This window comes from Shimazuella sp. NTD250, from assembly GCF_059510375.1.
This window is the reverse complement of record NZ_JCAJZS010000001.1, coordinates 871,798-896,932: the sequence shown is the minus strand read 5'-3', so window position 1 is coordinate 896,932 and position 25,135 is coordinate 871,798. Positions and strand designations below refer to the sequence as shown.

The window sequence follows — 25,135 nt, the reverse complement described above, 5'->3', positions numbered from 1 at the left end:
TCTTTTCTTCGAAGTTTCGGAAGAAAAAGAGCGTGAACAGCAGTATGCAATTTCCTACGTTCAACACTTGAACCCACTGATAAACCGCATAAATATTGTTGTGGTGCGCCTACCAGGATTCGAACCTGGGCACCCGGTTCCGGAGACCGGTGCTCTATCCCCTGAGCTATAGGCGCATGATAGGACAACCGCTATTATACCATGTTTTCAATCCATAGTACAACAATAAAAAAAGTGTACAATTTGTGGTTTACCTGTACCCTAAAATATAGTAATTTAAAGTAGTAATGATTTTTGTTGACAATGATTGATCCTATACATCATTTCTCATGATGATAGGAGTTGGTAGATGGCGATCTCAAATAAACGATAATATTTATCGCATGTCGAGATAGTAAGCGGTTTCCATAAGGCATTTTGTCTTGCACCCAGAGATCAGTCAACGCATATCAACTCCCATTAGAAAGGATGATGGGATGCCATTCATCGTTAACAGTCCGATTGGACTGTTTTATTTATTTGAAATGGCATTTTTTTGGTCATACTACTAAGGAATGCGTATAAGGAGGAAGTATGTATGGGTAAAGGTAGAGTTGCAATTAATGGATTTGGAAGAATTGGGCGTAATGTGTTTCGTTCTCTGATCGATCATCCAAACTTGGAAGTAGTGACAGTAAACGATCTAACGGATAATAAAACATTGGCTCATTTACTTAAATATGATTCGGTACACGGTACTTTGGATGCCACCGTTAAAGTATCTGATAATGGTTTTAAGGTGAATGATCACGAAGTAAAAGTAACAGCGGAACGTGATCCTGAGAAGCTATCTTGGGCAGAAGATAACATCGATATCGTGATTGAATCTACTGGTCGTTTTACCAAACGTGCAGATGCAGAAAAACATTTGAAAGCCGGTGCCAAAAAAGTCATCATTTCTGCTCCTGCTTCGGATGAAGACATCACCGTCGTTTTAGGAGTAAACGAAGATAAATATGATGCACAAAGCCATCATGTTATTTCCAATGCTTCTTGTACAACCAACTGTCTGGCTCCTGTAGCAAAAGTATTGCATGAAAAATTTGGCCTCAAACGCGGGTTTATGACTACTGCACATGCATATACCAATGATCAACAAATTCTCGATCTTCCTCACAAAGATCTTCGACGTGCACGTGCTGCTGCAATGTCTATGATTCCAACTACTACAGGTGCTGCAAAAGCGATCTCGCTTGTTCTCCCGGAACTGAAAGGAAAATTAAATGGTATGTCGATCCGTGTTCCATCTCCAACCGTATCCATTATTGACCTCGTTGCTGAGTTAGACAAAGATGTGACAGTAGAAGAGGTCAACAGTGCTTTGAAAGAAGCAGCAGAAGGGGAATTACAAAATATATTGGATTACTCCAATGAACCATTGGTTTCGATTGATTACAAAGGAAATCCACATTCTTCTATCGTTGATGGACTTTCCACGATGGTATTGGAAGACAACATGGTAAAAGTACTTGCATGGTACGATAATGAGTGGGGTTATTCTTGCCGAGTAGTAGACTTAGCAGATTTTATTTTAGAAAAAGGTGTTTAATCCTTATTTTTAAACAGCATATCTGTAGAAGGGTATAAAATAATCGGTTACAATCAGATCGGTTTTAATCGAATGTTTTGTGCGCAGTCAATTGGGGAGGAATCACCTTTGGATAAACTTACTGTCTATGATATCGATTTGCATGGCAAGCGAGTATTTTGCCGTGTCGATTTCAATGTTCCATTATCAGAAGGTAAGGTGGCAGACGATACGAGAATTCGTGCTGCCATCCCTACTATTTCGTACTTGCTGGAACAGGGCGCTAAAGTGATACTGGCAAGCCATCTTGGAAGACCAAAAGGAAAAGTAATCGAAGGGTATCGTCTGACACCAGTTGCAAAACGACTTGGAGAATTGATTTCCAAAGATGTGAAAAAAGTGGATCAAGTGATTGGGGAAGAAGTAACGGAAGCTGTAGAACAGTTACGAGATGGAGAGATTCTCCTTCTGGAAAATGTTCGCTTTGAAGCAGGTGAGGAGAAGAATGATCCGGCATTAGCTAAAGCGTTTGCTGATCTTGCAGATGTCTTTGTCAATGATGCTTTTGGAGCAGCTCACCGAGCACACGCTTCCACCGCTGGTATAGCTGCCTACATACCTGCCGTTGCTGGGCTTTTACTGCAAAAAGAATTGGAAGTACTAGGAAAAGCGATTGGTGATCCTGATCGACCTTTCACAGCTATCATCGGTGGTGCAAAGGTAAAAGATAAGATTGAAGTGATTCAAAATTTATTGCAAAAAGTGGACAACCTGCTAATCGGTGGGGGTTTGGCTTTTACGTTTGTCAAAGCACAGGGTTATGAAATTGGGACCTCTTTGCTGGAGAAAGATAAACTCGATTTAGCCAAAAGCTTAATCCAGCAGGCTAAAGACAGAGGAGTAAAATTGTATTTGCCGATCGATGCAGTAGTAGCTGATCGTTTTGCAGCAGATGCAAAAGGTACAGCAGTAGACATTGATCAGATTCCAACTGACAAAATGGCTTTGGATATTGGTCCTAAAACGAGCGAACAGTTTCAAGATGTGGTACTTTCTTCTCAGTTGGTTCTGTGGAACGGTCCTATGGGAGTATTCGAAATGGATCAATTTGCAAAAGGAACGTATCGTGTGGCAGAAGCTCTAGCTCAGTCTGATGCCTATTCTATTGTTGGAGGCGGAGATTCTGCGGCTGCACTCGTAAAATCAGGTCTATCCGATCAAGTTGATCATATTTCCACTGGTGGTGGAGCGTCTCTTGAGTTTTTAGAAGGAAAAGAGTTACCGGGAGTAGTAGCTTTGACAGATAAAAGATAGGGGGTAGATCATGCGTACACCTATACTAGCTGGCAACTGGAAGATGTATAAAAATCTATTAGAAACAAAGGATTTTCTAAGACAGTTTCATGAGCAGACCATTCCTGAGGATCGAGAAGTAGTCATATGTGCTGCCTTTCCTTCTTTACCTTGGCTGACAGAAGCATGTGAAGGTACTTCGATTCAAATTGGTGCGCAAAATGTGCATTGGGAATTAGAAGGCGCTTATACAGGCGAAGTAAGTGTGGAGATGCTGAAAGCATTACATGTTACCCATGTCATTATTGGTCACTCGGAGAGACGGGCATATTTTGCCGAGACAGATGAAGTGATCGGTCGTAAACTTCGCACCGTACTTACCGCTGGTTTAACTCCAATTTTATGTGTAGGAGAAACATTGGAAGAAAAAGAGCTGGGGAAAACAAATGAAGTGGTTAAACGTCAAATTCGTACAGCATTAGAGGATGTCAGTGCTGTTGAAGTAGGCAAATTAATCATTGCATATGAGCCTGTTTGGGCTATTGGCTCAGGGCTGGCTGCAACTCCTGATGATGCGGAAACGGTTATTTCCTACATTCGCAGTTTACTGCCAGAACGATATCAAGATAAAGTTCGTTTGCTGTACGGAGGAAGTGTGAAACCGGGAAATATCGCAACATACATGAGTCAACCGAATATTGACGGTGCGCTCGTTGGTGGTGCTAGCTTAGATCCTAACGGGTTTCACCAGATGTTAGATGAGGTGTAATTCATGCATAAACCAGTAATGCTCTGTATCTTAGATGGATTTGGCCTGCGGGAGGAAACCAAAGGCAATGCAGTAGCCGCAGCAAGGAAACCAAATTTTGATCGATTTTGGAGTGAGTTTCCACATACTACTCTAGGGGCCAGTGGTAATGCTGTTGGATTACCTGAGGGGCAAATGGGTAACTCTGAGGTCGGGCACTTAAATATTGGCGCTGGTCGTGTTGTATATCAAGATTTGACAAGGTTATCCAAAGCAATTGATGATGGTTCCTTTTTCCATAATGAAACTTTTCTTCAAGCGATAAAACATGTCAAAGAACATAATAGTAGTCTTCATTTATATGGGTTGCTTTCCGATGGTGGTGTTCATAGCCACATCAAGCACTTATTCGCCTTATTGGAACTATGTGCAGAGGAAAAATTGGAGAAAGTTTTTGTACATGCATTTTTGGATGGACGAGATGTTTCTCCAGAAAGCTCGGTTGACTACATTCATCGATTGCAAGCGAAGATGAATGAACTGGGAGTCGGAAAAATCGCTACTCTGCAAGGTCGTTATTATGCTATGGATCGGGACAAACGATGGGAACGTACACAGAAATCGTATAATGCGATGGTCTATGGAATAGGTCCAACTTATCAAGACCCAATCCAAGCTGTCCATGAATCATACGAGAAAAGTGTGTACGATGAATTTGTGATGCCTACTGTTCTCGTAGATGAGCAAGGCCAACCTGTTGGTAAAATTCAGGACAATGATGCTATTATTTTCTTTAATTTTCGACCTGATCGTGCCATTCAAATCTCACAAGCATTTACCAATGCTGACTTTCGTGGATTTGATCGTGGAGAACATCCTCCAAAAGATTTATTTTATGTATGTATTACGAAGTTTAGTGAATCGGTTGACGGCTATGTCGCCTATAAACCTACTGACTTAGACAATACACTCGGAGAAGTATTGGCCCAAAATAATTTGCGGCAGCTAAGAATTGCGGAGACAGAAAAATATCCTCATGTCACCTTTTTCTTCAGTGGAGGAAGAGAAGATCCGTTTCCAGGTGAAAAACGAATCTTGATTAATTCTCCAAAAGTTGCAACCTATGATCTCAAACCGGAAATGAGTGCGTACGAAGTAACGGATGCACTATTGAAGGAGATCCACGAAGAAAGTGTTGATGTTATCATCCTTAATTTTGCAAACCCAGATATGGTAGGACATTCTGGCAAGTTAGAGCCTACTGTAAAAGCAGTGGAAACAGTGGATGAGTGTCTAGGGAAAATAGTAGATGCACTGTTAGATAAAAATGGTGTTGCGATTATAACTGCGGATCATGGGAATGCAGATATGGTTATCGATGAAAATGGAAACCCGTTTACCGCCCATACAACAAATCCAGTTCCTTGTATTGTGACATTGCCTGGGATAGAACTTCGCTCAGATGGCGTATTGGCAGATCTTTCCCCAACAATCTTGGATTTGTTGGATGTTACCAAACCAGCAGAAATGACAGGAAAATCATTACGAATTGGAGGCGCATAATAAATGACTACAATTGAAACTGTATACGGCCGTGAAGTACTGGATTCTAGAGGGAATCCAACCGTAGAAGTAGAAGTGACGCTGGAGACTGGTGTAGCTGGAAGAGCAATTGTTCCTTCTGGAGCATCAACTGGAGCTCATGAAGCTGTGGAACTACGAGATGGTGAAAAAGACCGCTACGATGGAAAAGGCGTTCTGCAAGCAATTCGCCATATCAATGGAGTAATTGCAGAAGAACTAGAAGGTATGGATGCACTCGATCAATTGATGATTGATCAAACGCTCATCCAGTTAGATGGCACGCCTAACAAAGGTCGTCTGGGGGCTAATGCTATCCTAGGTGTATCCATGGCAGTGGCACGTGCAGCAGCAAATGCACTCAGTGTACCATTGTATAACTACTTAGGTGGATTTAACTCCAAAGTGTTGCCAGTTCCAATGATGAATATCCTAAATGGCGGAGCACATGCAGATAACAACGTAGATATTCAAGAATTTATGGTCATGCCAGTTGGAGCCAGCAATATCCGGGAAGCAGTCCGAATGGGAGCAGAAATTTTCCATTCTCTAAAAAAAGTATTAAATGAACAAGGGCTTTCTACTGCTGTTGGGGATGAAGGTGGATTTGCTCCGAACCTCTCATCTAATGAAGAAGCTTTGAAAACGATTGTTACAGCAATTGAACGTGCTGGCTACAAACCCGGCACAGAAGTAAAATTGGCACTCGACGTTGCTGCGACCGAGATCTATCAAGATGGAAACTATCATTTTGCTGGTGAAGGAATTACTCGTTCTCCTCAAGAAATGATCGCTTTTTATGAGGATCTTGTGTCCAAATACCCCATTGTTTCAATCGAAGACGGACTTGCAGAAGACGATTGGGATGGATGGAAACTCCTCACGGAACGTCTAGGAGAAAAAGTACAGTTGGTTGGGGATGACTTATTTGTGACCAACACTGTACGTTTGGCAGATGGGATTTCCCGTGGGGTAGGGAATTCGATACTAGTAAAAGTAAATCAAATTGGCACTTTGACGGAAACATTTGATGCAATTGAAATGGCTAAACAAGCAGGTTATACTGCTGTTATCTCTCACCGTTCAGGTGAAACCGAAGATACGACAATTGCAGATATCGCTGTAGCTACTGGAGCCGGTCAAATCAAAACAGGAGCACCATCACGTACAGATCGTGTGGCAAAATACAATCAATTGATGCGGATTGAGGATGAACTTGGTTTTACTGCAACGTATCTAGGGGATAATGCTTTTTACAACCTGAAGTAAATGTGGTAAATTGAATGGGGCGAGGAGGTTTTATCATATGGTACTTGCAGTAAAAATATTGTTTAGCGTCGTAAGCGTAGGCCTCATTATTGTAATCCTTATGCAGTCGAGCAAAAGCGCTGGTCTATCAGGTGCAATTGGTGGCGGTGCTGAACATAATATGGGTAAAGCAAAAGCGAGAGGGATCGATTTACTGTTATCCCGGATAACAGTAGCATTGGCAATACTCTTTATGATTCTTGCTTTAGCCGTTGGATACTTTATAAAATAAAATAGTTTCCCTTTAGACAGCTGAGTTTATCGGCTGTTTTTTTTTGTTCATTATTGTTTGTCTTTTGCGATTTGTTTCCGCTCGTGGTATAATTTCGTAAGAGTTTCCAGCACTTTTCCTATTCAAACTACTAAAGCGACTCGTCTGTGAGTCGCTTTTCATATAAATCGGAGCTGAATGTGATGCAATTGATAAAGCGCTCATCTGACCCTTTTTTTTATTCAGCTGGAAAAACGGGTATTCTACTCATACATGGATTTACTGGAACACCATCTGAGTTAAGACCAATGGGAGATTACTTACATAAACAAGGTTTTACGGTATCTGCACCGCTATTGCCTGGGCATGGAACCTCTCCTGAAGATTTACAGATGACCCGCTGGCAAGATTGGGTACAAAGTGTTGAAAATGCATTTGAGGAATTGAAACAATCAGGTGTACAAAGACTATACCTAGTGGGATTATCCATGGGTGGCATATTAGCTCTTGTCCAAACCATCCAGCAGCAGTCACTCGTCAGTGGAGTAATATCGATGTGTGCTCCTATAAAGGTAAAGGATTTTCGGGCAAATTTTGTGCGGTTGATCCATTGGTTTATGCCTTTTTCGCTTAGAGGAGAAAAACATCCCGATATTGAACAGCATTTGATTCCATATGATCGCACACCACTCAAAAGTGTTGGGGAACTAAATCGATTGATCCGTTTCGTTCGAAGAAATTTGAAACAGGTAGAAGTACCAGCACTGATCATACAATCACGCCATGATGAGACAGTGAATCCAAGTAGTGCCACTATTATTTATAACAGCATTTCTTCCCAAGATAAGACACTTACCTGGTATGAAAACTCCTCTCATATTATTACGGTTGATCGAGAGAGAAAAAAGTTATTTCAAGAAGTGGAGCAGTTTATATTGCGTACTTCTTCTGAAAGGGAGTAATTTGGTTGTTAAGCCTACAAAAAATAGTGCAGTTTCTAGATGAAGAATCTTATAAACCACTATCCTTTGAGGAAATTGTGGCAGCGCTTGATTTAAAAGGAGAAGAAGATAAGCTTGCTTCTCTTTTAGAGGAATTAGAAACAAATGGTTTTGTCATCAAAACGAAGAACAAGAGATATGGAACACCGGATCGAATGAATCTCGTTAGAGGAAAAGTTCAGGGAAATGCCAAAGGGTTTGCTTTTGTTATTGCAGATAAAAGCGAAATAAAAGACATCTATATCCACTCCAGTGATATGAATGGTGCAATGGATGGAGATATCGTTTTGGTACGTGTATTTAATAAAAAGAAACAAGACCGTCGACCAGAAGGGGAGATCGTAAGAATTGTAAAACGCGGCCGTTCACAGGTGGTTGGAGTTTTTCGTGCGATCAACGAACATTTTGGTTTTGTTGTACCAGATGATAGAAGGCTGCCAGCAGATATTTTTATTCCTGAGGAGCATCGCATGGGTGCGTCCAATGGTCAAAAAGTCGTTGTTAAGCTGAGTCATTTTCCAACTGACCGCAATAGTGCAGAAGGAGAGATTATCGAAGTTCTTGGAAACAAAAATGACCCGGGAGTCGATATTGTTTCCATTATCCGCAAACATGGTCTGCCGGAACAGTTTCCACCTGAAGTGGAGGCAGAAGCAGAAACTATTAATGAGACGATTACAGATACAGATCTCCAGGGCAGACATGATCTACGTGATCGAGTAATGGTGACAATCGATGGAGAAGATGCCAAAGATCTCGATGATGCGGTGTCTGTGGAAAAATTACCGAATGGAAACATTTTATTGGGGGTACATATCGCGGATGTTGGGTACTATGTGACAGAAGGAAGTGCCCTTGACCGTGAAGCGTATGAGCGTGGATGTAGTGTCTACTTAGTAGATCGCGTAATCCCAATGCTGCCAAAAAGGTTGTCCAATGGTATTTGTAGTTTGAATCCACAAGTCGATCGCCTAACCATGACTTGTGATATGGAAATGGATAGGCGTGGGGAATTGGTGGCTTATGATATTTATCCATCTGTGATCTGTACCAATGAACGGATGACTTATAGCAATGTACAGAAGATTTTAGAGGAGCAGGATGAAGAGCTCATCGAACGTTATAAAGATCTGGTACCTTATTTTCAACTGATGGGAGATTTAGCAGAAAAACTTAGAGCAAAACGGATACGTAGAGGTGCAGTCGATTTTAATTTCACCGAAGCAAAAATCAAAGTAGATGAGAGTGGGAAGCCAATCGATATCGTAAAGCGCCCGCGTTCTGTTGCTGAACGTCTGATTGAAGAGTTTATGCTTGCTGCTAATGAAACAGTGGCAGAGCATTACAATCGCTTAGAAGTACCTTTTGTTTATCGGATACATGAAAATCCAGATGCAGAGAAATTACAGTCCTTTTACCAGTTTGTAACCACATTTGGTTATCGTATGAAAGGCAAAGCGGATAAAGTAAAACCTCGTGCCCTCCAAGATTTACTCGCAAAAGTCAGTGGACGGCCGGAGGAAAAAGTGATAAGTACGGTTATGCTCCGTTCCATGAAACAAGCAAAATATTCAACAGAAAATGCTGGTCACTTTGGTTTAGCAGCTAATTTTTATTCGCATTTCACCTCGCCCATTCGCAGATATCCAGACTTATTGATTCATCGGGTGATGAGGGAAATTTACAATAATGGGGCTTTATCCTCAGAGCGAATAGAACAGTTGCAGTTATTTCTGTCTGATGCCTCTGAGCAATCTTCTGTGCGTGAACGAATTGCAGTAGATGCAGAGAGAGAAACAGATGATCTGAAACAAGCAGAATACATGACAGAGCATATTGGTGAAGAATACGAAGGAATTATCAGTGGAGTAACTAGCTTTGGTATTTTTGTAGAGTTGGATAACACCATCGAAGGTTTGATTCATGTTAGTTTTCTCAATGATGATTACTATCGGTATGAAGAAAAGTATTATTGCTTGATTGGAGAACGCACCGGTCGAGTGCTGCGAATTGGCGATAAAGTAAAGATCAAAGTAAGTGGAGTCAATATGGAAGAGCGAAAAATCGATTTTGAGCTTTTAGAGCATACTCCACAAGATATTCCATTGCCAACAACACAAAAGGAAAAGCAAAAGAAGAAGCCTGTTCGTAAAAAGCCAACAAATAAAGCAACCCCAAGAAAGCCAAAACCAACAGGAGTCAAAAAAGAAACAGCAAAAAAAGAGGCAGACGCTCCAGCAAAACCACGAAAAAGACGTAGAAGAAAACCACGCAAAACAAGTGTAAATGGATGATCGAAGTATATAAAAAGGCTTACTACCTAGGTAGTAAGCCTTTGGAATCCTTTTTATTATTTCACCAAGCGACGATATCCGAGGATTGCACCACCAAGTGCTATGAGAACAAGTCCTGCAACCAAACCAGTTGGGTTAGAAGTAGCAGTTTTAGGCATTGGTCCACCCTTTTTAGAGTTGTTAATAACTTTATCCACGGTTCCTTTATCGACAGGTTTTGTAGGTTTGTAGTCAGTTGGAGGAGGTTTGATTTCTCCGCCATTCCCTTCTTCCGTAACCTCCAAGGTCATGAACTTGATGATCGCAGTTTCTTCACCATCCACTTTTCCTTCAAAAGCGATATAGACCAAATAAGTACCTGCTTTGATTCCTTTGAAAGTATGAGTGAAAGTAGTACCTTTAAAATTTTCAACGTCTTTAGCGTCGATAATTTTTTCGCCATTCTCATCCGATACTGCAATACCCCAGCTACCAACTGCGTCTTTTGCAGGGTTAAGAGTACCAGTAAATTTATCATTGTTGCCTACTTGTTTGTAGTCAAATGTTAGATCAGGAATGGAATGAGTTCCTTCTACTTTTGTTTCTTTCCCATCTGCTTTTCCTTCGAATACGATTTTGATCGCATGAGCTTGAATTTCTCCCGCTTCCTCAAAATCAGCATCGAGAGAGAGGTTAAAGGAAACCGAGGTTTTTTTGTTGTTTTTAGTAGCTTTCTTCTTGCCATCTACATAAAAAGTCCAAGTTCCTTCAGCAGATTTAACATCGGACAGTTGTGCATTGATCGCATAACCAACATCGTTGAGTTTACGATGAATTTCCAGCTTTGTTTCTGTAACAGGAGTAGTAGTGTTGTTATCGGTTTCTTTTGGTTTATCCGTTTTACCAGCAGGAGGTTGTGTTTCTGTGTTTGGTTTAGGAGTTTCTTTTTCTTTGTTTTCAGCTGGTTGTTGGTCTTTGCTATCAGAAGTTGTTTTTTCGTCTACTGGAGCAGGTAAAGTATGAGGTTGCTCCGTATTCGTTATGGTAGAATCATCTTTCTGAGTTTCTTCCGCCTTAGCAAGATTATGTAGAGGTGAAAGTGTAAAAATTAACGCTAATGAGAAAAAAGAGGCAAGTAAGCGCTTCATAAAAAGAATTTCCTCCTTGGGAGTATAAAATTATATTTATTAACTAGCTAATTATAGGTTTTTAAAATGGCCAAATCAACTAAAATATCAAAGATATGTTGTGATTATATCGATTTTTTGTGTCTAATTTATGAAATTTAATTTGATAATCGAAACTTTAGGGTAAATGTTTGATCGATAAGGACACCTTTCATCATGTGCAAAGTATTCCTTTTGACTTTTATTTGAAAGTGAAAAATATATAATATGGTTAAGAAAAGAAGATGGGAGAGTGCTACACTGGCAGTTTATTCCGAGAGGTCAACCGCTTGAACTACGGAATATAGTTTGGCGATTTATGAACGCTATTTTATACGTAGTGTTATCTGCCAATAAAAAAGAGTGTACACTACCCAAAAAACTAGAGAATCCTTTCGTTAGGTACGTTGTAAATAACGTAATTAACGAAAGGGTTTTTTGTTATGCCTAAAGAGAGAAAGCGAGGACGGTTCGAAATTAGAACGTGCTTTAAGCCGTGTCAATGAAGAACTGGCAAATAGAGCTTTATATATTTCATAAATAAAGGGTTCTTGAAACGCTTAATTTAAAGAAACGCCGTCTAAGGGCATTAAAAATCCGCTGAAAGGTCAAAGTACCTCAGCGGACTTTTTTTCCGTGACAGGGCGTATCAGCGGCTCTATATTTGAGTTAATTATACCGTCAAATTTATATGAACAAAAGTTGTTATCGAGCCCGAGCAGCCGCTTGATTAAAAGCAGTTGCTCAGGTGTACTCTTAGCCGGAGCACATCCTACAGGAGAAATATCCCTGTGGGGCTCTCTGTTATCACAGTACGACGTCGGTGTACGTTCCGTCCCCGTTTTTCCTCCACCTACGGTTGCCGCGGTGGTCGAGGCGGTAGTGAACGCCGTCCTCGATGACGCACTTGTTTCCCTCGCTGTCGACGTAGTCGTAGCACACCGCGCGGGAGTTCACAGGGATCTCGACCTGCGCGTCCGTACTGTCGGAAGGGGTCTCAGCGTGAGCAGACACAGGAACCTCCTGTAGAGGTTGGTTATTGACTAACTTTATTTTAAATTATTTACAATTCATTTTCAACAGGTTAACGCTAACTAGAGTGGATACCCGCTAGAGTTGGCGTATTGGATAGTGTGTAATATGGTGAATTTGCTCACTTCGGGTAGCGTGCTAATTACGTTCGGGAAACTGTATTTGCAATAATAGAGGTAACGGGGGTTATCTTTAACACTTGTTTTTTATCGGAAATTGCGCTACACTAACATTTGCAACGTATCTAATATGGGGTATTAGCTCAGCAGGGAGAGCGCTACACTGGCAGTGTAGAGGTCAGCGGTTCGATCCCGCTATACTCCACCACCCAATGTCTATAAGCGTTTTTAAACGATATGTGTACGGTATTTTATGCAAAGTGTACTCTGTAAATAATATGTAGTGTCATAACCTTCAATTAGGTACGTTATGAAAACGTGCTCGATGGAGGTTTTTTTGTTATTCCAAAGAGGGGAAACGAGGACGGGCGAAATTAGAACACGCTTAAGCTGGGTTAATGAAGAACTAGCACGATACCACCTATCTCATCTATTTCATGACAAGACCGCCACCTTTGCGAAGTGACGGTCAGTCTCATCTCTTTTCAAGACGATTTTTAGGAATATACCTGCTGAGCTGTGTGTGCCAGCCCGTCGATCCATTCTTGATGGGCGTTAAGCATGGGATTTGGCTTTTCTTGAGCCATATCTTGAGCTGGCTTCCCGTTCTGTGTCTCTTGGGTGAGGATTCGTACCCGACCGCCGGGAAGATCCTCCAGCAGCCAAGCGTGGTGAACATCTAATGCTGTATTTGCTGAACCTTCCACCCAGCCGTGCCAAGCAACTCGTGCCGGTTTACCATCGACAGGCGGTTCGTATTCAGTTACCTCCGCCTCTACTGGGAAACTGAAGGTAGTGAATCGAAAGCGGGCACCCTTACTTAACTCAGGGCCAGATCCATCGTAAAAGCGAATATCCGAAACATTGCTGTAGTAACTTGGCCATTCTGAGGTGTTATTGAGGTACTTCCACACCTCAGTTGTGCTCATACTAGGTACGATAATCTCATTAGAAACAAAGTTGTCGGTTGTACTTGGCGTATATCCTTCGGGCCAAATGATTTCATTCATGGTATAACATTCCTTTCTTTTATCTGGAAAAAGGTTAAAACGATGTGTCGTTGATTTGGTTCCATGGGAATGTTTCGTTGCATCCGATAATTATCCAATGAAACGAAACCTTTTTGTATTACGCGATTATCCAAATTGTTTTATTCGAATGACAATGGTTTGATGTTGGTTATTTCACCCACTCCACCACTTTATCGATAGACTGCCTAGTCTTCTGTCGAGGATTTTGTATGCGATATCCAAATGCAACCATTGTTGAAATGCCGAATTGTTGTCCTTGAATAATCCCCTCTGTTTTTAAAATGTCCTCTGCCTTCTCCTTGTCATATCCTTCAATGGGACAAGAATCGATTCCGATTTGAGCTGCTGCTGTCATCATATTGCCGAGGGCAATATACGTTTGTTTGCTTGACCAATCAAATATAGCACGGTCGCTTTCTAGTAGACGAAAGTCGGACTCCTGAAATTTTTTCAAAGCTTCGTATTTCCCGTTAATGTTTTTTTCTGGCAACTTCTGGATTTCTCTGTTCATATATTGAATATAAGCAGAATCATAGTGCATATCTTCTTTTGTTCTCGCTAGTATGATGACAAAGTGACTAGCGGTTGGAAGTTGACGCTGTCCTCCCCAAGTGACAGTTCGTAGTTTTTCACGTAAAAGTTCGTTTTGGACAACGACAAATTTCCATGGTTCAAATCCAAAGGAACTGGGTGATAATCGCCCTGTTTCTAAAATAAAATCAAAATCTTCATCCGAGATTTTTTTCAGTGGATCAAATTCTTTACAAGCATGGCGAAAATGATAGGTTTCGAGAATTTGTTCTTTTCTAACTTGTTTTGTTTCTATCGTAATCAGATCCTTTCTTTTTATTAGTTTGGATAGTGATTTATTTTAAAGACCTTTTATTCAGTCGAAGAATCTTTACAAAGTCTATTGTAATGAGTACAATACATATTTAAAAGTAGGCACATTTTTGTTGTATAGTATCATTTTTTATACTTATGGGGGGATGGAATTGGAATTTCAAGGCTTATCAAGTTGGGAGCCATATGGATATGCTTGCCCGGTTGAGGTAACGATCGATGTGATGGGGGGAAAATGGAAAAGTATTATTCTTTATCACCTTTTGGCAGGAAAAAAGCGTTTTAATGAGTTTCGCCGGTTAATACCTGGAATTACGCAACGGATGCTCACCTTGCAGCTTCGCGAGTTGGAACGGGACGGAATCATACATCGAGAGATATATAAGCAAGTGCCGCCAAAAGTGGAATATTCTTTGACTGAATTTGGGCAGACATTGGCTCCGATTATAAAGCAAATGATGGAGTGGGGGATAAAGCATACTAAGCAAATTGCAGAATCACGTGAGGGAACAGTGTGAATAAGGCTTGTTAAGTGAAACCTCGAAATCCTGTACAACAATTGACATATGTATACTAGGTTAAACTAAAATCATATAGTGAGTTACACTGGTAGTGTAGAGGTTAGCGGTTGAATGCCGCTATACTCGGCCACCCAAACCTCTTGTATATCAAGGGGTTTTTGATTTTTAGAGATACAAAGAAAATAGAGGAAATGTAGAACTGCAAACGAAATACAAATCTTTAGTACACTGAAGTTTTTGTGATTTTTCGGTTGGTTTTCTGTTAGCAATTGCTCAAAGCCCTCAGCAGTTTCTTGTTGTATATTGAGTAAGGTGTGGCTATATGTGTCCATTTTAATTCTTGTGTTTGCATGATTTAGTTCCGAAACAATTTTGCTGTTTCAACTTTAAAATAGCATGAGCTCGCCGGATGTCATGAACACATATTTTTGTAAGGGGATACTGTTCAATGATTCGGTAAAACTTCGTACTGGTGGGAGTGCCAAATCTGTCGCAATAATCAAATCCTAATTTGGATATGATTTAAATTAACAGCTGCTATTGCAGATATCATTTGGTTTTACTTAACTAAAGATTGGAGAGACCTTATGAAGATCCTATTAGCCGAAGATGATCATCGTCTAGGCAAAATATTAGAACATATGTTAAAAGTGAAAGAAGGGTATTCTGTAGAGTGGTATACGAACGGAATGGAAGCTTATGAATATGCCCTTGCCTCCCATTATGATTTAATCATATTGGATTGGATGATCCCTAAACTAGATGGAATCTCTGTATGCCAAAAACTAAGACAAAATGGCTATGCAGGAGCTATCTTAATGTTAACAGCCAAAGATAACGTTTTGGATCGTGTAGAAGGGCTTGATTCAGGTGCTGATGATTATCTAACGAAACCGTTTGAATTGGAGGAACTCTTTGCCCGTATCCGTGTCCTTACGAGAAGAAACTATGCCCCATTGTATGAGGATGTTGTCTCGTTAGGAAATCTCAAAATTGACCGTACGAAACGTATATTATATCGTAATGGAACTGAAACTACGCTAACTCCACGTGAGTTCGATTTACTAGATTTATTGATTCGTAACAAAGGTCAAGTTTTAACTCGTGAAGTAATTCTTGATCGTGTATGGGGTTATCATGCAAATGTAGGATTTAACTCTGTAGATGCCTACATCAAATTGTTGCGAAAAAAAATTGATGAGCCTGGAAAGCAAACAATGATTAGTAATATTCGGGGAGTAGGATACTCTATTGAAGCATAATTTGAATCTATTTTCTTCTACTAGAAAACAGCTTACACAATATAATAGTGGGATGTTAATTATTTTCTTATTACTTTTTAATGTTGTAATAAGTATTGTTCTCTTTCTTATTATTTATCAGGAACAGAGAATGGAATTGTTTGATCTCGGTAAACAAGAGATTAATGAGCTCAAGATAGATATAGATGAATATCCAAGAGAGCAAAACAAAGATAATATTCCAGTTCCTAGTATAAATAGAACAAAAGGAATTTTTCTAACTTATTTTCTAAAATTCAATCATAACCTTATCATCATTGATGAGTTTTCATCAAAAATCCGTAAGCCTATCTTAAAAAACGTAGCAAATTGGAAACCAGACAAAATGGAATTCAAATTTTTGAGGATTGAATTGTCCGAAAAGGACTCTTATTATCTATTTCTTGTTTCACAAAATGTTTATCAAAATGGCGAACGCAAAGGAACGATTTACATCGGGAAAGATATCACCTATTTGATCACCATGTATTACCACTTTTTATTTATCCTGTTAGGAATTTCGCTTCTCTTTTTTGTGATTGCCCTACTTGTTGGACGAACCATGACAAAGCAAGCAATTAAGCCAATAATTAAAGCATATACGTTACAGTCTGAGTTTATCGCTAATGTTTCCCATGAATTAAGAACTCCTTTAAGTGTGTTGCAATCAGGACTAGAGACAATCGAATTTGAAGAAGCCAAACGTTTCTCGCCAATCTCCAAAAATATCTTATCCGATCTGCAAGAAGAAGTAAGAAGCACAACACAACTAGTGAACCATTTATTATATTTAATCCGTTCCGATTTAGGTGAACAACCAACGATAAAAGAGAATTTTGATCTACTCACTCTGATGCAACAAATTATTCGCTTATTCCAACGGTTGTCCGAATCAAAGGAAATAAGATTAGATTTACTTACACAAAATCCATTACCAATTTACACAGACAAAGAAAAAGTAAAGCAATTGCTGTATATTCTCATTGATAACGCATTAAAATATACGCCAAATGGTGGTTATGTAAGTATCTCATACGAACGAAAAAATGAGATACTTTCTATTATTGTTCAGGATAATGGAATTGGCATTTCTTTTGAGCAACAGAAACGTATTTTTGACCGATTTTATCGAGCAGATAAAAGCCGTTCACGGCAAACTGGAAGTTCAGGTTTAGGTTTATCCATCGGTAAATCGATTATCGAAGCATTACATGGAACAATTAAAGTTTCTAGTAAACAAAATGTTGGAAGTAAATTTACCATTATCATCCCACTTCAAAAAGGGTAAGTTTTTTAGAATTGAGTTAGACAGTAATTATGTCTAATTTTTTTTGTTTTTTTCATGTGTTTTTCAGTCTTCTGTTTTATAGTCTTTCAGTGAGAAATAACTAGTGATATATGAATGAACAAAGGAGGATCACATAAAATGTCCAGTGATATACCGACTAGCTCATCACGAATTCAGGAAATTTGGAACAAGGTTCCCGAGGTTACGATTTTCTTCTGGATTATTAAAATCATGGCCACCACGGTTGGGGAGACTGCGGCAGACTTTCTGAATGAAACACTGGGTTTTGGTTTGACGAACACAACTTTTGTTATGAGTGGGCTCTTGCTTATCACCCTGTTCTTACAGTTTCGAGCAAAAAAATATATACCGAGTATTTATTGGCTCACTGTCGTACTAATCAGTGTTGTTGGCACGCTGGGTTCAGACAATCTCACAGACAATTATGGAGTATCACTCGAAACAACAACAACTTTCTTTTTCATCTTAATGGCAGCAACATTTATCATTTGGTATGCAAGTGAGAGGACTCTATCCATTCACTCCATAAATACTACGAAGCGAGAAGCATTTTACTGGCTAGCTATCTTGTTTACCTTTGCTCTTGGTACTGCTGCTGGCGATCTGATATCGGAAGGGTTTGATCTAGGTTACTGGGTATCAGCGCTCATGTTTGCTGCCGTAATTCTAGTGGTAACCATCGCCCACTATCGCTTTAAATTAAATGCAGTGTTATCCTTCTGGATTGCATACATCTTGACCCGCCCCTTTGGCGCCTCTGTTGGAGATTTTCTATCCCAGCCTCGAAGCGACGGAGGACTTGGTTTGGGTACAACGGGAACTAGTGCTATTTTTCTTGTCATCATCTTGAGTTTAGTCATCTACCTAACCAAGACGAAAATAGATGATTCCAACAAAACGGAACAGCTTCTTGTTCGTTAATCAGTTGACTTTAGAATCGCTTAGGAGAGGGTGGAGCATAACCTCTCCTCCATCTTTCAATCTGTAAATAATAATTTACAGTCAAATCGTTTTCATAGGACGAACTCCAGAGAATAAAGGATATATTTCGTATAAATTCGGAGGAAAAAACTACAAATGAATAAATCTGTATCTAACAACATGCAACAGGGAATGCAAATCTTTACAAAGGTTCCCGAGATTACAGCCTACTTCTGGTTAACCAAAGTACTGACTACTGGAATGGGCGAAGTATTTTCTGATTATCTAGTCAAAAGTATCAATCCCATGATTGCCGTTGGGCTAACAGGGATTGCCTTAGTCGTTTCTTTGATCCTGCAATTTTCCGTAAAAAAATATGTGGCATGGATTTACTGGTTAGTCGTTGTGATGGTAAGTATTTTTGGGACGATGGCTGCTGATGTAATCCATGTTGCCATAGGTATCCCATATGTGGTATCCACTATCTTTTTTATCATTGTAATGATTGTTCTCTTTTCCATTTGGTATGCGAAAGAGAGAACTCTCTCTATACACAGTATCTATACTCGTCGACGTGAACTATTTTACTGGGCTACGGTGCTTATCACATTTGCACTAGGTACCGCTGCAGGAGATATGACAGCATCCACTATGCACTTGGGCTATTTTTCTTCAGGAGTAGTGTTCACTGTCTTCCTGATTATACCAGCAGTAGGCTATTGGTTATTTGGTCTGAACCAGATCTTAGCCTTTTGGTTTGCATATATCATGACGCGTCCTGTAGGTGCCTCTTTCTCGGATTGGATCTCGGTTTCAACGGGCCGTGGAGGTTTGGGATGGGGAGAAGGTATTGTCAGTCTTGCAATGACCATAGTTATCTTGGTGCTTGTAGGTTTTCTGTCCATTACTCGTAAGGATATGAAAAACGAAATTGCTGGTTCTGTAATGAATTAACAAGAAACGAAGTGGTATTCATTCAAATTGAAAAAAGAGCCAAAGAACCCATTTTACCTTTCTCTAGAATGCAGCATCACAATATCATATTCCGTCTGACCAGATTGGATCTCTTACCAATCCTGAGCTTCTAATACACCAAGGAGCGCGAATTCCTTTACACATTCAAGAGTTACCCAGAGAGACACTCGGACATACGATGAACCATGGCTTTATTCTTTCGATTTGCTTTGCTTGGGTTAGTTGCTGCGTTTTTTGCAGGTTCTGCTCGTTTTAACCAATTCAGTTCGCGGAATAAAATCAGTCAGGCAAGTCTAGATCAATCATGATGGTTAGACTTCTTGTACTTGTATTCGTTGGTAATCTTGTAGTTTTATCATTCAGAGAATATTTTAGACTTAAATATGTTCGATTTCCTCTGTAAAAGATCCCGGTACCTTTTGGTACGGGATTTTTGTGATGTATGGCATTCTTTTAGGGGAAATGGACATACTACTTTCATACAATTAGAGATGGAGCAAAAGTTACTATGAAATGGTTGATTATTGGCATACTTCTATTTATTACGATAAACAATACAGGTTTAACTAGTCATCTTGCATATGCAGATGATCCTCCTAAAGATCGAAAATATTATGAGACCCATAAGGAAATCTTTTGGGATAAACCCATACATAAAAAGTGGATTGCATTAACCTTTGACGATGGTCCGAGTTCGAGAACCACAGGAAAACTTCTCTCTCTTCTTCAAAAATACCAAGCGAAAGCCACCTTTTTTTGTTTAGGCAATAAAGTAAATCGATATCCAAAGATCGCTAAATCTATTGTGGTACAAGGTCATGAAATTGCCAACCATACTTATTTCCACTTCGATTTGAATCGATTAACGGGTGAAAAATTAGACAAAGAAATAAAGATGACTCAGACAGCTATAGAACAAGTTACTGGAACGAAACCTTATTTATTTCGGCCTCCAGGTGGAGTATACAATGATCAAGTGGTGAGCATTGCAAAGAAAAATCAACTTAGGATGATTATGTGGAGTTGGGATCAAGATACAAAGGATTGGAGTAATCGGACAAAAAAATCATCTATTGTAAATAAGGTTCTAAGGAATGCTAGTAATGGAGATATTATTTTGTTTCATGATATGAACGAGAAAACAGTATTGGCTTTAAAAGAAATCCTGCCAGAATTAAAAAAACGAGGATATCAGTTTGTAACCGTCTCCCAAATGTTACAAGCAGCAGAACAATAATTTTATTAATTCCAAAATAAGTTTCGTTACCAAAAATAAGAAAGGATTATTTTGTTCCACCTCCAAGCGCTAGCGTAAGTGAAGGAGGTTCATAGAACGATTACTTGAAAAGTCAGATATTCCTCAAATTCTGTCTTATTAATGAAACTTAACAATAAGGTACATAAAGAACATAAAAAATACAAAAACACATAAAAGCACAGTCTCTTTACGATCGCTTAATATTTTTGCTGCCTCTTTATTTCCAGCATTTGCAGCAGCTTGTAACCATCGTTCTCCTTCCTTTTTATTTTGTTTGAGATACTCTCCATTTATCAAATACTTTCCCAAAGAGTACATGGCCTCTGTATACCCAGCTTTTGCAGCTGCTAGTAACCACCGCTCTCCTTCCTTCAAATTCTGTTCGAGATACTCTCCTTTGATCAAATACATTCCTAAGGAGTACATGGCTTCTTTATTCTCAGCATTTGCAGCAGTTTGCAGCCACTGCTCTCCTTCCTTTATATTCTGTTCCAGAGGTGCCCCCTCTAACAAGTGACATCCTAACCGCAGCATAGCCTCTCCATGCCCAGCTTTTGCAGCGGCTCGTAAATATTGTTTTCCTTCCTTTGTATTCTGTTCTAGCTGTTTTCCATCTAACAAATCCAATCCTAACTGGAACATTGCATTTACATCATCTGCATTTTCAGCTTGGATGTTTGTTTCGCTGTGTCTTTCTATTTCTATCGATACTGCTGCTTCAATTGCATTGTCTGCTTCAGGATTATTGTCTAAGCCCGCCAATTGGAGAAGAACATGCTGTAAATCATCAAACATATCCCTTACATGCTGATATCGATTTTCCGGTATTTTTTCTGTCGCTTTTTTGATTACTTGGAAGAGGGAAGTGGGAATATCCGGGTTGATTTGTCTTGGATCAGGAATGGGTTCCAATAGATGCATCATTACAACTGCAATATAATCATTTGCGGTAAAAGGACGCTGTCCCGTCAATAGCTCGTATAGCACAATGCCAAGAGAGTAGATATCAGACTGGTGTGTAACATCTTTATTTTGAGCTTGTTCAGGCGAAAAATAAAACATCGTTCCGATAAGTTCTCCTGTTTGTGTGAATGCGGTATCCGATGCCATTCGACGAGCTATGCCGAAGTCAGAGATTTTAATTCCTCCTGAATTCGTCATCAAGATATTCGATGGTTTGATATCACGATGAATGATCTCATTTTCATGTGCATAGGCTAACCCGCTGCATATTTGAAACATGATATGTAATACATCGATTACCGGCATCGGTTTGTTGTTTGCGATCCATCTATCCATGGGGACACCATCGACATACTCCATCACCATAAAAGGGATATCCTGATCCATATTTGCATCATAAATATTTACAATATTTGGGTGGGGTAGTTTTGCTAACAGCTTTGCTTCTCGATCAAAGCGATGATCCAATAGTTTCGCTGCATCGGAAAAGGGGACTTTCACTGCTACTCTTCTTTCTAAGATGTGGTCTTCAGCTAAATAAACCGCACCCATCCCGCCTTTACCAATCACATCCATAATCTGATATCGTTGATTTAGCAGACTTCCGATCATGAAAATTCCCCCTTTTTACTTAATATTATAACTTTTAATTGTACTAATAGGAGAGTTAACTTGCATGATATTACCAGCAGGAAAGGAGAGTATATATGCTAAATACTATGTGTTTCGGTATTCTATAAATTCGGTCTTATTAATTTAGATACTTATGAAGGAGGTAGATAATGAGTATCCAGAAGGCTATCCATCCGAGAGTATCTTCAATCGATTCTCCATTTGATGAAGAGTATACTTCCTCATCATTCCTTTTTTTTGCAGCAGCTAACCATCGCTCTCCTTCTGTAATATTCTGTTCTAGATACTTACCTACTACCAAATACTTCCCTAGACAATACATTGCCTCATCGTTCTGAGATTTAGCAGCAGCCCGTAACCATCGCTCTCCTTCGATAATATTCTGTTTAAGATATTTTCCTTCAATCAAGTGTTTTCCTAGATAACACATAGCCTCATCATTCTCTGTTTTAGCAGCAGCACGTAGCCATTGTTCTCCTTCGGAAATGTTCTGGTTTAGAAGATACTTTCCTTCAATCAAATACTTTCCTAACAGGAACATCGCAAATTGATTTTCAGCTTTTGCAGCGGCACGTAACCATTGTTCTCCTTCTACTACATCTTGTTTTAGGTGATACCAATTTCCCTCTATTAAATCTCTGCCTAAAAAGTACGAATACAACATGTTCGCTTTTGCAGCCGCATGTAAGTATCTTTTTCCTTCCGTAATATTCTGTTCTAGATACTCTCCACTTATCAAATATGTTCCTAACAGGTGCATCGAAGCAGGGTCCTTTTTAGCAGCCGAACGTAAGCACCGTTCTCCTTCCCCAATATTTTGTTCCAGATACTCTCCTTCAATCAAATGCTTTCCTAAATACTTCATCGCGTATGGAACATCTTCCAATTCCGCAGCTGCTTGTAAGTACTGTTTTCCTTCCATAATATCCTGTTTCAGATAATCCCCTTCAACCAAACACCTCCCTAACCAGTACATCGCAAATGGGTAAGATTCCGCAGCATCCCGTAAGAACTTCTCCCCTTCCGAGATATTCTGTTTTAAATGCTCCCCTTCCATCAAATGTTTTCCTAATTGGTACATCGCATACGGATCAGATTCCGCAGCAGCTCGTAAGTATAACTCTCCTTCCACAATATTTTGTTCTATCCGTCTTCCTTCAATCAAATCTAATGCTAAAAAGCACATCGAACTAGGATCAGCTTTGGCAGCGGCTATTAACCACTGTTTTCCTTCGATAATATCTTGTTCTAAATGCATTCCTTTTTTTAAATACCATCCTAACTCTTTCATTGCTTCTGCATAACCTTTCTCGGCAGAGGCACGTAACCATCGTTCTCCTTCTGTCACATTCTGTTGGAGATGCTCTCCTTCCATTAAATACTTTCCAAGCAGAAACATAGCCTCTGCATTCTCTTTCCGTACGGCATCGCGTAACCACTGTTCTCCTTCAATAATATCCTGTTCTAGATGCTCCCCTTCAATTAAGTGCACTCCTAAGTAAAACATAGCTTCCACATTCTCTTTTTTTGCAGCGGCTCGTAAGTATAGCTCTCCTTCCGTCCCATTCTGTTCTAGATGCTCCCCATCCATCAAGAGCATTCCTAAATGAAGCATAGCCTCTACATTTCCAGCCTTAGCAGCAGCCCGTAACCATTGTTCCCCTTTTTCAATATCCTGTTCAAAATGATCCCCTTCAATTAAGTGCATTCCTAAATAAAACATAGCCTCTACATTTCCAGCCTTAGCAGCAGCCCGTAACCACTGTTCTCCTTTTTCAATATCCCGCTCTAGATGCTCTCCTTCAATCAAGTGAACTCCTAAATGAAGCATAGCCTCCACATTTCCAGCCTTAGCAGCAGCCCGTAACCACTGTTCTCCTTTTTCAATATCCTGTTCTAGGTTCTCTCCTTTCATCAAGAGCATTCCTAAATGAAGCATAGCCTCCACATTTCCAGCTTTTGCAGCTGTTCGTAACCACTGTTCTCCTTTTTCAATATCCCGTTCTTGATGCCCCTCATCAATCAAATTCAGTCCTAACTGAAGCATTGCTTTTGCATCATCAGCCTTTGCGGACACTGGGATGTTTGTTTCGCTGCGCCTTTCTATTTCTATCGATACTGCTGATTCATCTGCATTATCCAATTTAAAATATCGTTCTGATCCTTCCATTTGGAGAAGAACATGCTGTAAATCATCAAACATGTCCCTTACATGCTCATATCGCTTCTCTGGTTCTTTTTCGGTTGCTTTTTTGATTACTAGGTAGAGGGGAGTGGGAATATCCGGATTGATTTGTCTTGGATCAGGGATAGGTTCCAGTATATGCATCATCGCAACTCCAACAAAATCATTTGCGGTAAAAGGACGCTTTCCTGTTAATAGTTCGTATAACACAATGCCAAGAGAGTAGATATCGGACTTTTGTGTAACTTCCTTATTCCGCGCTTGTTCAGGCGAAAAATAAAATGCCGTTCCTACAAGTTCTCCCGTTTGTGTGAATACGGTGTCCGATTCCATTCGACGAGCTATACCGAAGTCAGATATTTTAATGTCTCCTGAACTCGTCATCAAGAGATTAGAAGGTTTGATATCGCGATGAATAATCCCTTTCTCATGTGCATAGGCTAATCCGCTGCATATTTGAAACATGATATGTAATACATCAAGCACTGGCATAGGCTTCTTGTTTGCGATCCTTCTATCTATGGAGACACCATCGACATAATCCATCACAATAAAAGGAAAATCTTGATCCAAATTTGCATCATGAATATTTACAATATTCGGATGGGACATTTTAGCTAAGTTCGTCGCTTCTCGAAAAAAGCGTTGATCCAATAGTTTATCTGTAGTGGCAAAGGGAATTTTCACTGCCACTCTTCTTTCTAAAACTTGATCTTCAGCTAAATAAACCGCAGCCATCCCACCTTTACCAAGCACATCCATAACCCGATATCGTTGATTTAGTAAACTTCCGATCATGAAAACGCCCCCTTCTTACTTATATTATAGCTTTTAACACTAGTGATAAGTGATTTAAATTGCATGATATTGCCAGTCAAATAAGAAGGAGATCGTTTTTATCGCAGTTATTGAATGGA

The 25,135-nt window shown here is 39.8% G+C and carries 21 protein-coding genes and 2 tRNA genes; 16 read left to right on the top strand and 7 right to left on the bottom strand.

Features of this window, described 5'->3' with window-relative positions; genetic code table 11:
* Nucleotides 1–101 precede the first annotated feature (101 nt).
* A tRNA-Arg gene (locus AC5WOF_RS04775) sits at nt 102–176 on the bottom strand.
* A gap of 401 nt (nt 177–577) precedes the next feature.
* On the opposite strand from AC5WOF_RS04775, the gene gap reads away from it, so the two are divergent.
* The 8 genes from gap to rnr all read left to right on the top strand — a co-directional run bounded on the left by gap (nt 578) and on the right by rnr (nt 10,003).
* On the top strand, nt 578–1,588 hold the full coding sequence (gene gap, locus AC5WOF_RS04770) for a type I glyceraldehyde-3-phosphate dehydrogenase (protein ID WP_496048790.1): 1,011 nt from the start codon (nt 578–580) through the stop codon (nt 1,586–1,588).
* A gap of 108 nt (nt 1,589–1,696) precedes the next feature.
* Nucleotides 1,697–2,881, top strand: a complete 1,185-nt coding sequence (locus tag AC5WOF_RS04765) for a phosphoglycerate kinase (protein ID WP_496048789.1) — start codon at nt 1,697–1,699, stop codon at nt 2,879–2,881.
* Nucleotides 2,882–2,891: 10 nt separating this feature from the next.
* On the top strand, nt 2,892–3,629 hold the full coding sequence (gene tpiA, locus AC5WOF_RS04760; protein WP_496048788.1) for a triose-phosphate isomerase: 738 nt from the start codon (nt 2,892–2,894) through the stop codon (nt 3,627–3,629).
* 3 nt (nt 3,630–3,632) lie between these two features.
* The gene (gene gpmI / locus AC5WOF_RS04755) at nt 3,633–5,171 is read left to right on the top strand and encodes a 2,3-bisphosphoglycerate-independent phosphoglycerate mutase (protein ID WP_496048787.1); all 1,539 of its coding nucleotides are present in this window, start codon (nt 3,633–3,635) and stop codon (nt 5,169–5,171) included.
* A 3-nt stretch (nt 5,172–5,174) separates the two neighbouring features.
* Nucleotides 5,175–6,458, top strand: coding sequence for a phosphopyruvate hydratase (gene eno / locus AC5WOF_RS04750; RefSeq protein WP_496048786.1), 1,284 nt, complete (start codon nt 5,175–5,177; stop codon nt 6,456–6,458).
* 37 nt (nt 6,459–6,495) lie between these two features.
* On the top strand, nt 6,496–6,729 hold the full coding sequence (gene secG / locus AC5WOF_RS04745; protein ID WP_496048785.1) for a preprotein translocase subunit SecG: 234 nt from the start codon (nt 6,496–6,498) through the stop codon (nt 6,727–6,729).
* A gap of 182 nt (nt 6,730–6,911) precedes the next feature.
* Complete coding sequence (locus tag AC5WOF_RS04740) at nt 6,912–7,670, top strand: alpha/beta hydrolase (protein WP_496048784.1); 759 nt, start codon at nt 6,912–6,914, stop codon at nt 7,668–7,670.
* Between the two features lie 5 nt (nt 7,671–7,675).
* On the top strand, nt 7,676–10,003 hold the full coding sequence (gene rnr, locus AC5WOF_RS04735) for a ribonuclease R (RefSeq protein ID WP_496048783.1): 2,328 nt from the start codon (nt 7,676–7,678) through the stop codon (nt 10,001–10,003).
* Between the two features lie 56 nt (nt 10,004–10,059).
* Here the strand turns inward: rnr and AC5WOF_RS04730 are convergent, their stop codons facing one another.
* Nucleotides 10,060–11,130 carry an LPXTG cell wall anchor domain-containing protein gene (locus AC5WOF_RS04730; RefSeq protein WP_496048782.1) on the bottom strand — a complete coding sequence of 357 codons (1,071 nt, stop codon included), beginning with the start codon at nt 11,128–11,130 and terminating at the stop codon, nt 10,060–10,062.
* Between the two features lie 825 nt (nt 11,131–11,955).
* Nucleotides 11,956–12,162 carry a hypothetical protein gene (locus tag AC5WOF_RS04725; RefSeq protein ID WP_496048781.1) on the bottom strand — a complete coding sequence of 69 codons (207 nt, stop codon included), beginning with the start codon at nt 12,160–12,162 and terminating at the stop codon, nt 11,956–11,958.
* Nucleotides 12,163–12,431: 269 nt separating this feature from the next.
* Between AC5WOF_RS04725 and AC5WOF_RS04720 the strand changes: the two genes are divergently transcribed.
* A tRNA-Ala gene (locus AC5WOF_RS04720) sits at nt 12,432–12,507 on the top strand.
* A 289-nt stretch (nt 12,508–12,796) separates the two neighbouring features.
* Here AC5WOF_RS04720 and AC5WOF_RS04715 read toward each other — a convergent pair.
* Together AC5WOF_RS04715 and AC5WOF_RS04710 are read right to left on the bottom strand one after the other, a co-directional pair.
* On the bottom strand, nt 12,797–13,309 hold the full coding sequence (locus AC5WOF_RS04715; RefSeq protein WP_496048780.1) for an SRPBCC family protein: 513 nt from the start codon (nt 13,307–13,309) through the stop codon (nt 12,797–12,799).
* A gap of 169 nt (nt 13,310–13,478) precedes the next feature.
* Nucleotides 13,479–14,180 carry an NAD(P)H-dependent oxidoreductase gene (locus AC5WOF_RS04710; protein ID WP_496048827.1) on the bottom strand — a complete coding sequence of 234 codons (702 nt, stop codon included), beginning with the start codon at nt 14,178–14,180 and terminating at the stop codon, nt 13,479–13,481.
* Between the two features lie 145 nt (nt 14,181–14,325).
* Here AC5WOF_RS04710 and AC5WOF_RS04705 point away from each other — a divergent pair, with 145 nt between their 5' ends.
* The 7 genes from AC5WOF_RS04705 (at nt 14,326) to AC5WOF_RS04675 (ending at nt 20,416) form a co-directional block, all read left to right on the top strand.
* Nucleotides 14,326–14,691, top strand: coding sequence for a winged helix-turn-helix transcriptional regulator (locus AC5WOF_RS04705; protein WP_496048779.1), 366 nt, complete (start codon nt 14,326–14,328; stop codon nt 14,689–14,691).
* 590 nt (nt 14,692–15,281) lie between these two features.
* The gene (locus tag AC5WOF_RS04700) at nt 15,282–15,956 is read left to right on the top strand and encodes a response regulator transcription factor (RefSeq protein WP_496048778.1); all 675 of its coding nucleotides are present in this window, start codon (nt 15,282–15,284) and stop codon (nt 15,954–15,956) included.
* Nucleotides 15,946–17,262, top strand: a complete 1,317-nt coding sequence (locus AC5WOF_RS04695; RefSeq protein ID WP_496048777.1) for a sensor histidine kinase — start codon at nt 15,946–15,948, stop codon at nt 17,260–17,262. The genes AC5WOF_RS04700 and AC5WOF_RS04695 overlap by 11 nt, the downstream gene beginning before the upstream one ends.
* Before the next feature lie 138 nt (nt 17,263–17,400).
* Complete coding sequence (locus AC5WOF_RS04690; RefSeq protein WP_496048776.1) at nt 17,401–18,204, top strand: COG4705 family protein; 804 nt, start codon at nt 17,401–17,403, stop codon at nt 18,202–18,204.
* Nucleotides 18,205–18,360: 156 nt separating this feature from the next.
* On the top strand, nt 18,361–19,158 hold the full coding sequence (locus AC5WOF_RS04685) for a COG4705 family protein (protein WP_496048775.1): 798 nt from the start codon (nt 18,361–18,363) through the stop codon (nt 19,156–19,158).
* A gap of 206 nt (nt 19,159–19,364) precedes the next feature.
* A complete protein-coding gene (locus tag AC5WOF_RS04680; RefSeq protein ID WP_496048774.1) occupies nt 19,365–19,487 on the top strand; it encodes a hypothetical protein in 123 nt (40 codons plus the stop codon).
* 200 nt (nt 19,488–19,687) lie between these two features.
* A complete protein-coding gene (locus tag AC5WOF_RS04675) occupies nt 19,688–20,416 on the top strand; it encodes a polysaccharide deacetylase family protein (protein WP_496048773.1) in 729 nt (242 codons plus the stop codon).
* A 138-nt stretch (nt 20,417–20,554) separates the two neighbouring features.
* On the opposite strand, the gene AC5WOF_RS04670 is transcribed toward AC5WOF_RS04675, so the two are convergent.
* Both AC5WOF_RS04670 and AC5WOF_RS04665 read right to left on the bottom strand, forming a co-directional pair.
* Nucleotides 20,555–22,012 (bottom strand): protein kinase domain-containing protein, encoded by a 1,458-nt coding sequence (locus AC5WOF_RS04670; protein ID WP_496048772.1) that lies wholly within the window; start codon nt 22,010–22,012, stop codon nt 20,555–20,557.
* A gap of 139 nt (nt 22,013–22,151) precedes the next feature.
* Complete coding sequence (locus tag AC5WOF_RS04665; RefSeq protein ID WP_496048771.1) at nt 22,152–25,016, bottom strand: protein kinase domain-containing protein; 2,865 nt, start codon at nt 25,014–25,016, stop codon at nt 22,152–22,154.
* Nucleotides 25,017–25,135 lie beyond the last annotated feature (119 nt).